The following is a 13250-nucleotide window of genomic DNA, read 5'->3' as shown; positions in this document are numbered from 1 at the left end:
CGGCCTATGGGGAATAAATTACAAGGATTCTTTAATGACCTTTTTGTAATACTGGACAGATAGGAATCCGAAGATAGAATATAACACCGTATAAATCGACATGACGATGAGCATTGGTGTCCACAGTTCACCGCCGAATAAAAACCAGCCTGACTGTACGGCAAAGTAGCTGTGCAGCAATCCGATGATGAGCGGAATCCCAAAGTTAAATAGCTGTTTGAGTCGTATGCCTTTTAATAGATCTTTCTCTGTAAAGCCAAGTTTACGTAAGATCGTATAAGAGCTTTGTTCTTCTTCACTTTCATTCATCTGTTTGAAGTATAAAATACAGCCTGATGTGACAAGGAAGCTTAAACCTAAAAATCCAACCACAAACATCATCAGTCCCATTGTTTGCTTTTGCTGCTGAGCTGAAGCTAATTGAGACATGCTGTTGTCACTTAGTTTTAAAGATGTAAACACATCATTGGCTTGTTCAAGATTTTGATCATCTTTTATATTGATTGCGTTATATTGGTTATTCTCAAGCTGCAGTTTAGGATCTTTCTGCTGGTCAAGCTGCTCAAAAACACTTTGACTTACGACGGCAACAGGCAGACCGCCAAAAGTGAACTTGTAAGAGATGATGTAATCTTTCTTCATATCAATGACTTTTAAATCAAGCGGTTTCTTGATAAGAAGTTTCACATCACCTGAGCTTTGAATCGGCATGAATTTCTTCAATATATCACTGTAGCCGCTTAAAATGACTTCGTTGTTCTCCACATGAATATTAGGTGCATTTTTCTCACTGATCACAGACAGTGTCAAGACTCCTGGATCCTTCTTCAAACTATCTAATTCCGAATCCATGATCTTCTTTGCGTCAAAATCCGCTTGAATGACCTTGAACTGCTTTTTTTCATATGCAATATGTTTGTCAGAAAGTGCACGAGCGAAGGTATTGGCTTCTTTCTCTGAGCCCATGACAAAATGTGATGGAATCTGTTGTTCAGCCGTTTTTTCTGCTGAGTAATAGGAAATGTAGCTTAAAGATAACAACCCGATGGCAAGAGCAGATACGGTTGTAATAATCGTTAAAAGCAGTGCATTTGATTTTAATCGGAACATAATAGATGACAAAGACAGGACTTCATGAATGGCGAGATAGCCATTTTTTCTTTTACGTACGATATTGGCAATGAAAGAAACAGAGCCTTTATAAAAAAGAAAGGTACCGATAATGACAGAGGCTAGAATATAAATCATGGCTAAAAATAATTCAAGTATAGACGTATATGAGCCGCTAAAAAGCTGAGAAGAAATATAATAGCCTGAGCTGATCAAGGCAATACCGAAAACCCCAATGATGATTTCAAACACAGAGATCTTTTTCACACGCTGCTCTGTAGAAGACGTGGTTCGAAACAAAGATAAAATTGTCTGTTTACTAATAAACCGTCTATTTCTTAGCATAATTAATCCATAGATGATGAAAAAGACGATAAGTGTCTGCAAAAGGGCCATGCCTGAAAAATGCAGGTTGGCGATGGCGTTCACGCCGGTTACTTTAAATAACACCATCAGCATGAGCTTTGAACCGACAAATCCAGCTATGATGCCAACAGCCATTGAGAACACGTAGAGGATAAAATTTTCTGCATTGAGCAGTTTGGCAATTTTTTGTTTCGTCATGCCAATGAGTTGCAGGAGACCTATTTCTTTCCCTCGGCGTTTAATAAAAATGCTGTTCGCATATAACAGGAAGATCCCAACGATGGCAATAAGCAGCACCGAAGCGGCTTTAATCGACGCACCGCCTTTAATGGACCCTTTTACATCATCAAGTGCTGGTGAGTACTGCAAGGTGACAAAAGAAAAGTAGAGCGCCACACTAAACACGAGAGCAAACACATATAAATAGTAATTCTTCAAATTTTTCTTCAGGTTACGGAGAATGAGCTGATTAATGTTCATGCTTCACACCGCCTAAAACACCTTGCGTTTTCATAATATCCTCGAAAAACATCTTTCTCTCTAAAGCACCTTTATTTAACTGAGTATAAATCTGTCCATCCTTGATAAAAATGACGCGTCTTGAATAGCTGGCTGCGACAGGATCATGTGTTACCATGACAATGGTCGCTTTTCGTTTTCGATTGAAATCTTGCAGTTTATTGAGTAAATCAGATGCAGATTTGGAATCAAGCGCTCCAGTAGGTTCATCTGCGAAAATCAGACTTGGCTCATGAATGAAGGCACGAACCGCTGATGTCCGCTGCTTTTGTCCACCAGAGAGTTCATTCGGATATTTGTCTCTTAGTTCATAGATGCCCATGTCCTCCGCAAGCTGTTGAAAACGTTCGAAAGCTTCTTTTTTCGGCGTTTTGGAGATGGATAATGGCAAGAGGATGTTCTCTTTGACCGTGAGTGTATCAAGTAAGTTATAATCCTGAAAAACAAAGCCAAGCTGCTTTTTTCTGAATTCTGCGAGCTGCTGATCTTTCATTTGTGTCATCTCAACATCTGCGATACGAATTGATCCGCTGGACACATGATCAATAGAGGACAATACGTTCAGAAGGGTTGTTTTCCCCGAGCCTGATGGCCCCATAATACTGACAAATTCTCCGGCTTCAATGGTCAAATCAATGCCACTCAGCACCTCTTGTTTGTTGAATTTATTTCCGTAGCTTTTATATATTTTGCGAGCTTCTAAAATGTTCATTTGTCGATCCCCTTTTCTATTTAATTGATATCTCTAGTATAAAAAGAAGCCCGCCGGACTTCCTTCGATTTGGCGAACAAAACAGACGAGCATGTGACATTGTTGTCACATGCTTGTTTTTTTTAACGGTTCATATGTTTTGTTTAAGTTTGTTTCTGATCATCACACATTCATTTTATCTGTTTTTCATTCTTATGTATCAATCTTCTTGGATTTTTCTTGGTATTATGACGTTTTGGAGCTTTACATGGTCATTTTATTCATGTAAGATATGCATATCAAATATATGCATAGTAAATCTATGTATTGGGAGTGATCAGGAATGAAAGTAAGTAAAGAGCTTTTAAAGGGAAGTACAGCTACCCTGATTTTAAGCTTGTTAAATGAAAAGCCAATGTATGGATATGAAATGATCAAAGCATTGGAGGAGAAGTCTGAAGGTATTTTCAGCTTTAAAGAAGGAACAATCTATCCGATTTTGCACAACTTGGAGGGGAAAGAATTCATTATCTCTTACTGGGGCGAAGGGAATGGCAATCGGAAAAGAAAATATTACAAAATAAATGAACAAGGAAAAGCATTTATGCAAGAAAAGAAAGAAGAATGGGATGTTTTCAAAAATGCAGTCGATGGCGTGTTGAACGGAGTGAAAATCGCATGGGATTAGAAAAAAAGTTTGAAAAATATATGAAGAATGTATGTAAACGAGTCAAAAATAAAGATGTCCATTCGGAAATCAAGCTTGAACTTATGGATCATCTATACACGCTAAAAGAGGAAGCGATGAATGCTGGGATGTCTGAAGAAGAGGCGGTGGATCAAGCGCTAGAGCAAATTGGGGATGCGACCATTCTTGGAGCGCAGCTTCATGAAACACATAAAACCGAAATGGATCTTAAAATGTTTCTACTTGTATTAGCAGCTTGTTCTTTTGGACTGCTTATCATGTACTTTTTGCAGTTTCATTCGGGGTTTACAAATCTACAAGACATGAATATTTTTTATAAAAGTCTCGCCTTTTATTTAGTTGGACTAGTGCTTATGTTTGTTTTATTTTCCTTCGATTATCGGCGCTTATTGAAATACTCCTGGCATTTATATATAGGGACGCTTGGAATGGTGCTTCTGACGATGATTTTTGGCATAAGAGTAAACGGTGTTCTGTTTTTAAGATTAAGCGATATCTCAATCAATTTGACGGAGGTCGTACCATTTCTTGTGGCTGTTTCTTTAGCAGGTATCTTTCACTCTTGGAATTGGGAGAATGGTCTCAAAGCTTGGCTTGGTGTAGGGATTATGGCTTTACCAGTTATTCTAATCAGTGCGATTGGTTTTCTTCCTGCGACCGTTATCTGTTTTGTCATGTGTTTAACGATGATGTGTGTGTCTAGTGCTAGTTTAAGGCAAATCATTCCGCTGGCAGCAGCAGGCGGTATATATCTAATGTTTGAAATGTTTTCTCTTTTTCAAGCAGGTAGACAACTTTACACAGTTCATCAATTTAGTTCAAACGGACTTCAAATCATTCCTTCTGCAATGTCCGAGGTTCACACTGATTGGATGTTTACATATATCATTTTTTCATTTGGCTGGCTAGCAGGAGTCGTTGTACTTATGTTGTTTGTCATTTTTATTTACCGAATCTTTCATACAACAAAACGCGTAAAAATGGCTTATGGAAAAATGCTGATGACAGGTTTTGCAGCTGTGTTTGCAGCAAAATTGATTTTAAGCATTGTTACTAATTTCGGCTTTCTGCCTTTTTCTGGATTGTCCATGCCTTTCATGAGCTATGGCGGTTCTCATATTCTGCTTGAATTGATGGCTGTTGGGATGATTTTAAGTATTTATAGACGTAGAAAGGTGGAAGATATTGTGCGTCAAGAGGCAGAGAGCATTTCTTAAATAAAAGAATGAAATCTCTTCGCACTAGCTTGGGAGCCAGATGCGAAGAGATTTTGATTCGTCTGTTTTGTTACATGCTCGCAATATGCACAAAATCATTCTTTTTCGGAAAGATGAAGGTGAAGGTTGTGCCTTGATCTATCGTGGAGTTGACCTCGATCTTGATATGAAGAGCGTCTGCTCCTTTTTTTGTTAAATAGAGTCCCATTCCTGTTGAGGCTGTGTCATTGTGATGTCTAGTTGAGGTAAAGCCTTTTTCAAAAATACGTGGAAGGTCTCTTGGGTCAATTCCTCTGCCTTGATCTGTAATCGTCAGCATCATTTGGTCATCCATTTTCTTGCTTTCAATGGCAATATCGGACGATTGGCTGTACTTGACTGCATTTGTGAGTACCTGTCTGATCATAAAGGATAACCATTTTGTATCACTTAATACGTGACGTTCTTCTAGCGTGAGTTCAAAGCCGATCCCTTTTTGCATGCACCATGATTGGAGCGCTTTGATTTCCTTCGCTATGATGCTTTGCAGGTCCAGCTGTTCAATAAATAAATCATTTTCGATATGACGTATTCTGCTTTGATGCAGCTGGGCATCGAGTAATAAATGAATTCTGAGCCATTCGTACGTCATATTTGATTTCAGCGGCTGCTCTGTTAAGCGGTCAATCATCAAGTGCATCGCTGTGAGAGGTGTCTTCACTTCATGTATCCATGAGAGTAATTCATCCTTCTCTTCTTCAAGGGCAATTTGCTGTTCTGCTGCCATTTTTCGGTAGCGGGCAATTTGCTCAGACGTCGCATCATGTACAAGCTGTTCAAATGGGGAAGATGGCGTGAGCCGCATTTGATGATCAATATGATCATCCCATTCTTTCAGCCGCTCATAATACGCCGTTTCTTTACGGTATCGGAAAAAGAGAAAGACGATCATGAAAAACGTAGATAATAACACAATATAAAAAAGAGATGCCATTGGAATGGTCGTATCCAAATAAGCAACAAACAGAATGAGGAGCTGCAAACTAAGAAAGAACAGAATCCAGCTTCTTCGTTCTTTTAAAAATGCGTGCAGCATCATTGATCATCCTTTTCCTTTGCAAGATAGCCTTGGCCCACTTTTGTTTCAATGTAGGTGCCAAGGGAGATCTCATCTAGTTTTTTTCTAAGGCGATTGACGTTCACAGTAAGTGTATTGTCACTGACAAACCGTTCATCCTCCCACAGTGCTTGAATGAGTGATTCCCGGCTGACAATATGATTTTTATGCTGAATCAATTCCTTGAGAATAAATAACTCATTTTTCGTTAATTCAACTTCACCGTGATCATTTGTGACGGTGTTTTTTTCTAGATCAATCGTAGCGCCGCACCATAACTTTAAGCTAGCCGGTTCTGCATTATAATCATGCACGCGGCGAAGGACAGCACTGACTTTGGCAATAAGCACGTCAAAGTGAAAGGGCTTTTGTACAAAATCATCGGCACCGAGCTGCATTGACATGACCATATCAGCAGGATGGTCACGTGAGGAGAGGAAGATGATTGGTACATTTGAATGATGCCGAATCATCCGGCACCAATGAAAGCCATCGTATTTTGGGAGCTGTATATCGATAATGACGAGATCAGGCTGAACAGAAGTGAATTCCTGCATCACCTGTTGAAAATCGTGAATCCCATAAACATCATAGGACCAGTTGACTAAACGTTCTTTGATTTCTTGGAAGAGGGTTGTATCATCCTCAATGAGTAAAATTTTAAACAAAACCAGCACCACACTTTTTGTATTCGCTTGTATGTCATTGTAGCGGAAAAAAGATGCTGCCGCTAGAAGCAGATAAGAAAAAAGCAAGGGAAGGGCTCCCTTGCTTCAGTTTATTTACCTAAAAAGTGCTTTTTAAAGAATGATAGTTGATACTCGAGTGTGAGCGGATCATTAAAATAGAATTCTTCTGCATTTGCCACATACACACGATGTTTTTTCACAGCTGGTATGGACTTGTAAATTTCACTGTTTTGATAGGAATTGTCCATTTCGCTGTTTTTACTAATGATCATATAGTCTCCAGCAAATTCAGGAATAACTTCTTGTGAAACCGCATAGTAGCCAGCCTTTAATGCTTTTTCTTTCACTTTTTCAGGCATTTTTAGTTTCATTGCTTGGTAAAGAATTTCTGTGCCCCGGCCCCATGCATCTCCGAACACGTAAAGATCTTTTGTGCCACTTTCAAACACAGAAACCGTCGCATCCTCGCCGATTTTTGCTTTAATTTCTTTTCCAGCTTCAGCTGCGCGTTCTTTAAAATCTTTTACCCATGCTTTGGCTTCTTTTTCTTTGTTTAATACTTTTCCAATTTCAATATGCTGCTGTAGGTAATCGACTTTGTTATACGTAAACAAGACGGTTGGTGCAATTTTTTTTAGTTTTTCTACATTTTTTGTATTGCTTAAGCCAATGATGACATCAGGCTTTAGCTTCATGATTTTTTCGACATTGGCATCCGACACTTCTTCCACATTTTTTAATTCCTTTTGGAAGCGTGGGTTCTTTTTTGACCAAGAGTCGACGCCGACCAGGTTCACACCAAGTGACATGACATTACCAGTGTAAGAACCAAGTACAACGACACGTTTTGGGTGCGCTGGCAGCTTCACAGGGCCATTTTCAGATTCATATGTAATTTTGTCTGATGATGTTGATTGATTTCCTTTATTTGAGGAAGAGCTGCTGCTATTGCCACATGCGCTCAATGCAAGTACAAAGATGAGCATCAGAGGGAACAATATTTTCTTCATGAATGTAGACTCCTTTGAAATCGGCACATTAGCCGGGTATTTGATTGTATGAGTGATAATGATAATTATTATCACTTGGATATCATATCATAGAAGTGCGGTCTGTTGTCAATTACATTTTGATAGTTGGTGATAAAAAATAGGAGGGGAGATTTTTGGTAGAAAAAAAGATCAAGGCAGCATGTGTCCTGATCTTTTTTCTTATTTAAACCAGCCTTTTTCTTTTGAGCGTGTAATGGCTTCAATGCGGTTTTTCACTTCTAGCTTATCTAAAATAATGGAAATGTAGTTTCGGACAGTGCCGCTTTTAATGCTGAGCTCCTTCGCAATTTCTTTTGTGTTTTTGCCATCGGCGACGAGTTCAAGGACTGATTTCTCTCGATCTGTTAAAGGGTTTTCGTCACTATATAAGTCTTCCATTAATTCAGGGGCGTACACCTTTTTCCCTTTCATCACACTGCGAATGGCACTTGCCAGATCTTCACTTGGACTATCTTTCAGCATATAGCCGCTGACGCCAGCTTTGAGCGCCCTTTGGAAATAACCAGAGCGGGCAAAGGTCGTTAAAATGATGATTTTTACATCTGTTCCTTTGAGCTCTTCCGCTGCATCAAGTCCCGTTTTTCCTGGCATTTCAATATCCATTAAGCAAATATCAACAGGGTGTTTTTTGGCAAAATCGATGGCGTCCTGGCCGTTCGTACCTTTCCCAACAACCGTCATATCGTCTTCTAAATCAAGAAGTGAACCGAGCGCACCGAGCAGCATTTGCTGATCTTCTGCGATAAAGATGTTGATCATTTCATCCCCTCCTTGTCTTTTGCTGCTGAATCATTTGGAATGCTCATGATCAGCTTTGTTCCGTCCTTTGTCTCAATACGCAGGCGCCCATTTGCAAATTCCAATCTTTCTCTAATTCCTAAAAGGCCATGTCCCTTCATTGGAGAGAGTGGATCATCGCCTTTAAATGTCCCGTCATCCTCAACGGTGATGATAGCTTCCTTTGATTTTTGATGAATGGTGACTTTGCAAACGGTCGCATCACTATGTTTGACGACATTTGTCACGGCCTCTTTGATGCACATGCTTACAATGTTTTCGTTAAGAAGAGAGATGTGTTTTGGCGCTTCCTTTTCATCATAAATCAATTCAATCCCCGCTGCTTCGAGAATTTGCTCGATGTTCGACATTTCATCCTTGATCCGAATACCTTTCATGGAGGAAACAATTTTCCGCACTTCATTGAGAGACGTTCTGGCTGTTTGCTGGATGCTTTTCAGTTCGGCGCGTGCCTGCTCTGGGTCTTTATAAACCAGTTTTCGGGCAAGATCACTCTTTAAACCGATGAGGGAAAGCTTTTGTCCAAGGGTATCATGCAGATCACGTGCAATGCGCTGCCTTTCTTCAATTTTTACAAGGTCAGCGATCCGTTCATTGGCATCTTCTAATTTCTCTTCGAGCCGTTCACGTTCCTTCCTGCTTCGAATGCTGAGAGGGAGGAGAATGGCACTAATGAGTGTAATGAGAACCAAGGGGATTTGCGTGAGAAACCAGCCCTTTTTTAAGATCAGACTGAAGTTTACAGCAATGGCGGCGCTCCCGACATGAATATAGTATAAGATATAGAAAGGTACTTTTCTTTTAATATGCCCATTGAAATAGGCGATGCAAAAAGCGAAATAAATGTAGCTGTAGAGCATGACATAGCCAGTAGAAATCGCAATCAAGAGAAGGCCTAATACATATAAAGACCAGCCTTTTGCGATAAAGGCAAAACGATAGACAGCGAAAAAGACAACGTTCAAAATAATGCCGATTACAATGCCTAAAGTCGAAGGAGCCTTAATGATAAAATAAAAGGGAAGGATGAAAAAAATGGCCCATATATAGGGAGAAATTCCATGTAATTTTTGAATTTTTAACTGTTTTTTCATCCGTGTGCCACCTTTTCCGTTTTCGTTCTTTTTCCTTACTTTATCAAATTCAACTTATGGTTGCATCCTGTAAATGACAACAAGCTCCTTCTAGTGTAAGAAAGAGCTTGCACCAATTATGCATTTTTCTTTAGAATGTCTCCTTTAATGACAGGTGCGGGCATCTTCTTAGATTGCCGTGCTTCTTTAAAGGTAACGAATGCTTTCGTTTCTTCATCCCAAAGTCTAAATTTCATTGATTCGATACTTGTTTTTAAAGTGATGGTTGGAACATTTTGAAGCGGCTCACTATGCTCATGTGCATGCTCCAAGTGATAATTTGGTACCCTCGGACTTAAATGATGGACATGGTGATAACCGATATTACCTGTTAACCACTGAAGAAGCTTTGGCAATTTGTAAAAAGAACTGCCTTCTACAGCTGCCTGCACATAATTCCAATGTTCATCTTCTTCAAAGTAAGAATCCTCAAATGTATGCTGCACATAAAACAGCCATACACCGATTGATCCTGAGATCAGGAAGATTGGACCTTGGACAAGCAGGAACTCCTGCCAGCCAAAAAGTAGACACGTTGCAGCTGCTAGCGCAATGATGCTCACATTTGTGAAATACGTGTTCCAGCGCTCTTTTTTACGAGCATTTTTGACGTTGAAACGGTTTTTTAAGAGAAAAACAAAGATCGGTCCTAAAATAAACATGACAAAAGGATTGCGATAAAATCTGTAGCGAAATTTCGTCCATGCAGATGCTTCTTGATATTCTTTGACTGTCAGGAGCCAAATGTCACCAGTACCTCGTTTGTCTAAATTACTGCTTGTGGCATGGTGAATTGAATGATCTCTTTGCCATTGAAGATAAGGGAAAAGGGTGAGTACACCCGTTATGAAACCAAACAGGTGATTCAGCGGCTTCTGTTTAAAAAAGGATTGGTGGCAGCAGTCGTGAAAAATAATAAAGACACGTACTAAAAAACCAGCTGCAATAACCGCAAAGAAGAGGGTTAAAAGGTAGGAGATGTTCAGGCTATAATAGGCAAGAAACCAAAGCCCCAAAAATGGAATGAATGTATTAAAGAGTTGAATGATACTTTTTTTCGAATTAGCACCAGAGAATTGGCCAACTTGTTTTCTTAAAGTGGCTTGCTGCTGTGTGTTTGTTGAAGTCGTCATGAACGTTCAAGTCCTTTCCGTTTCTTTCTACTTCAAAGTATAGAAGGAAAGGTGTCATGCTCATAGTAGCACCCATCATGTATTCGATATGACATTTGTCATGTTGATTGCAGGAAAGGCTGATGGTATCAGGGTTTGTAAGCTTATTTTATTTTAAATAAAAAAGTAAAGGCGATTAGCCTTCACTTTTTTATGAACGTGCTTCATGAACTTTTAACTGCTTGCCTTTAATGGTTGTGTGGCGCATAGCATTTAGCACAAGAGGGCCTTTGCCGTTTAAAATATCGACATATGTTTTCGTATCTTGAATGGTAATAATCCCAATGTCATCAAAGGCAACGCCTTCTATTTTGGCAATGGTCCCAACGAAATCAACGGCCCGCAGCTTTTTTTTCTTCCCGCCGTTAAAATAAAGCTTCATAATATCTTTCTCAACGCCCGCCTGTTTATTTTCCTTTTGAACTGGCGTTTCAATCTTTTCTTCAAAGCCTTCTACATGCTGCTCTGCATCTTCCTTTGTTGGATAAGGCTGCGTTTTGAAATCAATACCTGCTTCCTCTTTTAATTCATCAATCAGAGGTTTTGCATTTTTCGTCATAAACGCAATGGTTTTTCCGCTTTTTCCCGCTCTGCCTGTTCTTCCTGTTCGGTGAATATAGCGCTCTTTTTCATAGGGGAGGTCATAATGAATCACATGTGTCATGTCACTGACATCAATGCCCCGGGCTGCTATATCGGTTGCGATCAAATAACGGAATTCCCCGTTTTTGAATTCATCCATAACAGCGAAACGGTCTTCCTGTCTCATGCCTCCATGAATTTTGTCACAAGGCACATCCCAATCATCCAGCTTCATCGTGAGTTCATTGACTCGATCCTGTGTATTACAGAAAATAATGCAGCTATCTGGATTTTCAATGACGATCGTACGCTGAAGAAGAGAGAATTTCGCTTCTTCTTCCGTTTCAATCACGGTGTGGGTGATTTGTGGTACAGACGTTTCCGCGCGTGCAATTTCAATTACTTTTGGTGATTGTAAAAACTGTTCACTTAATTTCTTCATCTCATCAGACATGGTCGCTGAAAAGAGCATTGACATGCGCTTTGGCGGCAGATACTCAATAATAGAAGAAACTTGCTCAATAAATCCCATGTTCAGCATTTCATCCGCTTCATCTAACACGAAAAATTTAAGGTTTTCTAAGGAAAGAGTACCTTTCTCAAGGTGATCCAAGACTCGTCCTGGTGTTCCGCACACAATGTGGTTTTTTTGTGCAAGCTCTACTTTTTGGGCTTGAAAAGGGGCTTTTCCATAAATGGCTGCGGCTTTAATTCGTTTCAATCGTCCAAGGCTTGTAAGGTCCTGTTTTACCTGCATGGCGAGTTCTCGCGTTGGAACGAGGATGAGGGCTTGAGGTTTATTTTCAGCCCAATCGACCATTTCACAAATCGGCAGACCATAGGCTGCGGTCTTGCCACTGCCAGTCTGAGATTTGACGATCAGATCCTGCCTTGAAAAAGCAACGGATAATGTCTCGTGCTGAACAGGTGTAGGTGTATGGAAGTGAAGTGCTTTTAGCGCTTGTTTTAAATCATCGCTTAATGGATATTGATCAAATTGTTGTAATGTCATCGTGTTCTCCTTTTCGTACATTCATACTTGTGACATCATACCATAATCATGACCGTGAATGAAAAAACATGAAAAAAAGCCCCGTAAAGGAGCTTTCAGCGTGTAGACAAACCCTCGCATTCGGTGTCAGATTTGCGCTCCGGTACTCACGAATGTAAAATTCGCTCCGTTCCGGTGCTCACTCTTCCTAGACTTCAAAGGTTTTCTATCACGCTGAAAAGAAAACAAAAGCCCCATAAAGGAGCTTTTTGATTAAAGGAATCTGCGTTTTACTTTTTCCCAGTAGGAGTTGTCTTTTAATTTTACCGTTTTAATGACTTTTCCTGAAAGGCCGATGTCGATTTGTTTGACGTGTTTTGTGCCAAGCGCTTCGTTATCAAGCCCGATAATCGGATGGTCGTTTCCGTCCTGCACAACCTTCAGCGTTAGCTTGCGGTCACTGCTTAAGATGAAAGGAGCGCCCAGTGTACGGTACGAGTTGTTGTTTAGCGATGCAAGCTCTGTAACTTGCATACAAGGGAGCATCGGATCAACCACGGCGCCGTTTACCGATTTATTGTAGGCTGTTGAGCCAGTCGGAGTAGAAATAATCATTCCGTCTCCTCTAAATGTTTCAAAGTGGAAATCATCTATATACACATCGATCACAAATGTTTTAATAATACTTGAGCGGATCGACAGTTCATTTAAGCAATGAAATTGATTGGTACTGTCAACGCTTACATCAATGATCGGATATTTTCTCACTTCAATCTGTTCAGTGTTCATGGCATCAATCATTTTATCAAAATGTTCTAATGAAAAATCGCAGTATAGATGCGAATTCTCTGTTTTTGATACCCCTACATATAAGCAGTCATCCCGGAAGTTCGTTTTGCGGACTGCTTGAAGAAATGTGCCATCTCCGCCAATTGAAGCAATAATATGGGCATCCTCTGCACGCTTGACGACTTGAAAGCCTTGATCAGTAGCGAGCTTCTCCAGAGAAGAAATGTGTCCATCCAATTCATGATCTTTTTTGTAAAAGAAAAATACATTGCGACGATTGTCTGTCATTGACGTTCTCCCCTTCGTTGTCAAAAGTAGATTTAAAGTAATAAAGGG

12 protein-coding genes are annotated in these 13250 nt (G+C 39.9%); 2 read left to right on the top strand and 10 right to left on the bottom strand.

Translation table 11 applies throughout. The features are described 5' to 3' along the window. Positions 1–18: 18 nt before the first annotated feature. Both MHH41_RS13190 and MHH41_RS13185 read right to left on the bottom strand, forming a co-directional pair. Positions 19–1956 (bottom strand): ABC transporter permease, encoded by a 1938-nt coding sequence (locus MHH41_RS13190; protein WP_340866435.1) that lies wholly within the window; start codon positions 1954–1956, stop codon positions 19–21. Then, entirely contained in the window at positions 1946–2707 is a 762-nt protein-coding gene (locus tag MHH41_RS13185) for an ABC transporter ATP-binding protein (protein ID WP_003216695.1), read from the bottom strand. Before MHH41_RS13185 ends, MHH41_RS13190 begins: the two co-directional genes overlap by 11 nt. A 322-nt stretch (positions 2708–3029) precedes the next feature. On the opposite strand from MHH41_RS13185, the gene MHH41_RS13180 reads away from it, so the two are divergent. Further along, positions 3030–3374 (top strand): PadR family transcriptional regulator, encoded by a 345-nt coding sequence (locus MHH41_RS13180; RefSeq protein ID WP_003216467.1) that lies wholly within the window; start codon positions 3030–3032, stop codon positions 3372–3374. Further along, on the top strand, positions 3365–4612 hold the full coding sequence (locus MHH41_RS13175; protein ID WP_340866434.1) for an FtsW/RodA/SpoVE family cell cycle protein: 1248 nt from the start codon (positions 3365–3367) through the stop codon (positions 4610–4612). The genes MHH41_RS13180 and MHH41_RS13175 overlap by 10 nt, the downstream gene beginning before the upstream one ends. A 70-nt stretch (positions 4613–4682) precedes the next feature. On the opposite strand, the gene MHH41_RS13170 is transcribed toward MHH41_RS13175, so the two are convergent. The 8 genes from MHH41_RS13170 to MHH41_RS13135 all read right to left on the bottom strand — a co-directional run bounded on the left by MHH41_RS13170 (position 4683) and on the right by MHH41_RS13135 (position 13202). After that, positions 4683–5687: a sensor histidine kinase gene (locus MHH41_RS13170; protein ID WP_340866433.1), complete on the bottom strand. Its 1005-nt coding sequence runs from the start codon at positions 5685–5687 to the stop codon at positions 4683–4685. Next, positions 5687–6376, bottom strand: coding sequence for a response regulator transcription factor (locus MHH41_RS13165; RefSeq protein ID WP_226805363.1), 690 nt, complete (start codon positions 6374–6376; stop codon positions 5687–5689). The genes MHH41_RS13170 and MHH41_RS13165 overlap by 1 nt, the downstream gene beginning before the upstream one ends. Positions 6377–6486: 110 nt before the next feature. Next, positions 6487–7407: an iron-hydroxamate ABC transporter substrate-binding protein gene (locus MHH41_RS13160; RefSeq protein ID WP_003216500.1), complete on the bottom strand. Its 921-nt coding sequence runs from the start codon at positions 7405–7407 to the stop codon at positions 6487–6489. 201 nt (positions 7408–7608) lie between these two features. Then, on the bottom strand, positions 7609–8208 hold the full coding sequence (locus MHH41_RS13155) for a response regulator transcription factor (protein ID WP_058015072.1): 600 nt from the start codon (positions 8206–8208) through the stop codon (positions 7609–7611). After that, complete coding sequence (locus tag MHH41_RS13150; protein WP_003216252.1) at positions 8205–9341, bottom strand: sensor histidine kinase; 1137 nt, start codon at positions 9339–9341, stop codon at positions 8205–8207. Before MHH41_RS13150 ends, MHH41_RS13155 begins: the two co-directional genes overlap by 4 nt. A gap of 116 nt (positions 9342–9457) precedes the next feature. Next, positions 9458–10513: a fatty acid desaturase gene (locus MHH41_RS13145; RefSeq protein ID WP_284906631.1), complete on the bottom strand. Its 1056-nt coding sequence runs from the start codon at positions 10511–10513 to the stop codon at positions 9458–9460. 190 nt (positions 10514–10703) lie between these two features. Continuing rightward, complete coding sequence (locus tag MHH41_RS13140; protein WP_340866432.1) at positions 10704–12146, bottom strand: DEAD/DEAH box helicase; 1443 nt, start codon at positions 12144–12146, stop codon at positions 10704–10706. 252 nt (positions 12147–12398) lie between these two features. Beyond that, on the bottom strand, positions 12399–13202 hold the full coding sequence (locus tag MHH41_RS13135) for an NAD kinase (protein ID WP_003216672.1): 804 nt from the start codon (positions 13200–13202) through the stop codon (positions 12399–12401). Positions 13203–13250: the final 48 nt, after the last annotated feature.

This window comes from Bacillus sp. FSL K6-1145 (genome assembly GCF_038003425.1).
Classification (GTDB): Bacteria; Bacillota; Bacilli; order Bacillales; family Bacillaceae; genus Bacillus; species Bacillus pumilus.
This window is presented reverse-complemented; position numbering and strand designations above follow the sequence as displayed.

Bases quoted from the DNA above. Each gene is read 5' to 3' on its own strand.
- MHH41_RS13185 (WP_003216695.1), bottom strand. From the start codon at position 2,707: ATGAACATTTTAGAAGCTCGCAAAATATATAAAAGCTACGGAAATAAA.
- MHH41_RS13140 (WP_340866432.1), bottom strand. From the start codon at position 12,146: ATGACATTACAACAATTTGATCAATATCCATTAAGCGATGATTTAAAA.
- MHH41_RS13155 (WP_058015072.1), bottom strand. From the start codon at position 8,208: ATGATCAACATCTTTATCGCAGAAGATCAGCAAATGCTGCTCGGTGCG.
- MHH41_RS13180 (WP_003216467.1), top strand. From the start codon at position 3,030: ATGAAAGTAAGTAAAGAGCTTTTAAAGGGAAGTACAGCTACCCTGATT.
- MHH41_RS13135 (WP_003216672.1), bottom strand. From the start codon at position 13,202: ATGACAGACAATCGTCGCAATGTATTTTTCTTTTACAAAAAAGATCAT.
- MHH41_RS13145 (WP_284906631.1), bottom strand. From the start codon at position 10,513: ATGACGACTTCAACAAACACACAGCAGCAAGCCACTTTAAGAAAACAA.
- MHH41_RS13150 (WP_003216252.1), bottom strand. From the start codon at position 9,341: ATGAAAAAACAGTTAAAAATTCAAAAATTACATGGAATTTCTCCCTAT.
- MHH41_RS13170 (WP_340866433.1), bottom strand. From the start codon at position 5,687: ATGCTGCACGCATTTTTAAAAGAACGAAGAAGCTGGATTCTGTTCTTT.
- MHH41_RS13175 (WP_340866434.1), top strand. From the start codon at position 3,365: ATGGGATTAGAAAAAAAGTTTGAAAAATATATGAAGAATGTATGTAAA.
- MHH41_RS13160 (WP_003216500.1), bottom strand. From the start codon at position 7,407: ATGAAGAAAATATTGTTCCCTCTGATGCTCATCTTTGTACTTGCATTG.
- MHH41_RS13190 (WP_340866435.1), bottom strand. From the start codon at position 1,956: ATGAACATTAATCAGCTCATTCTCCGTAACCTGAAGAAAAATTTGAAG.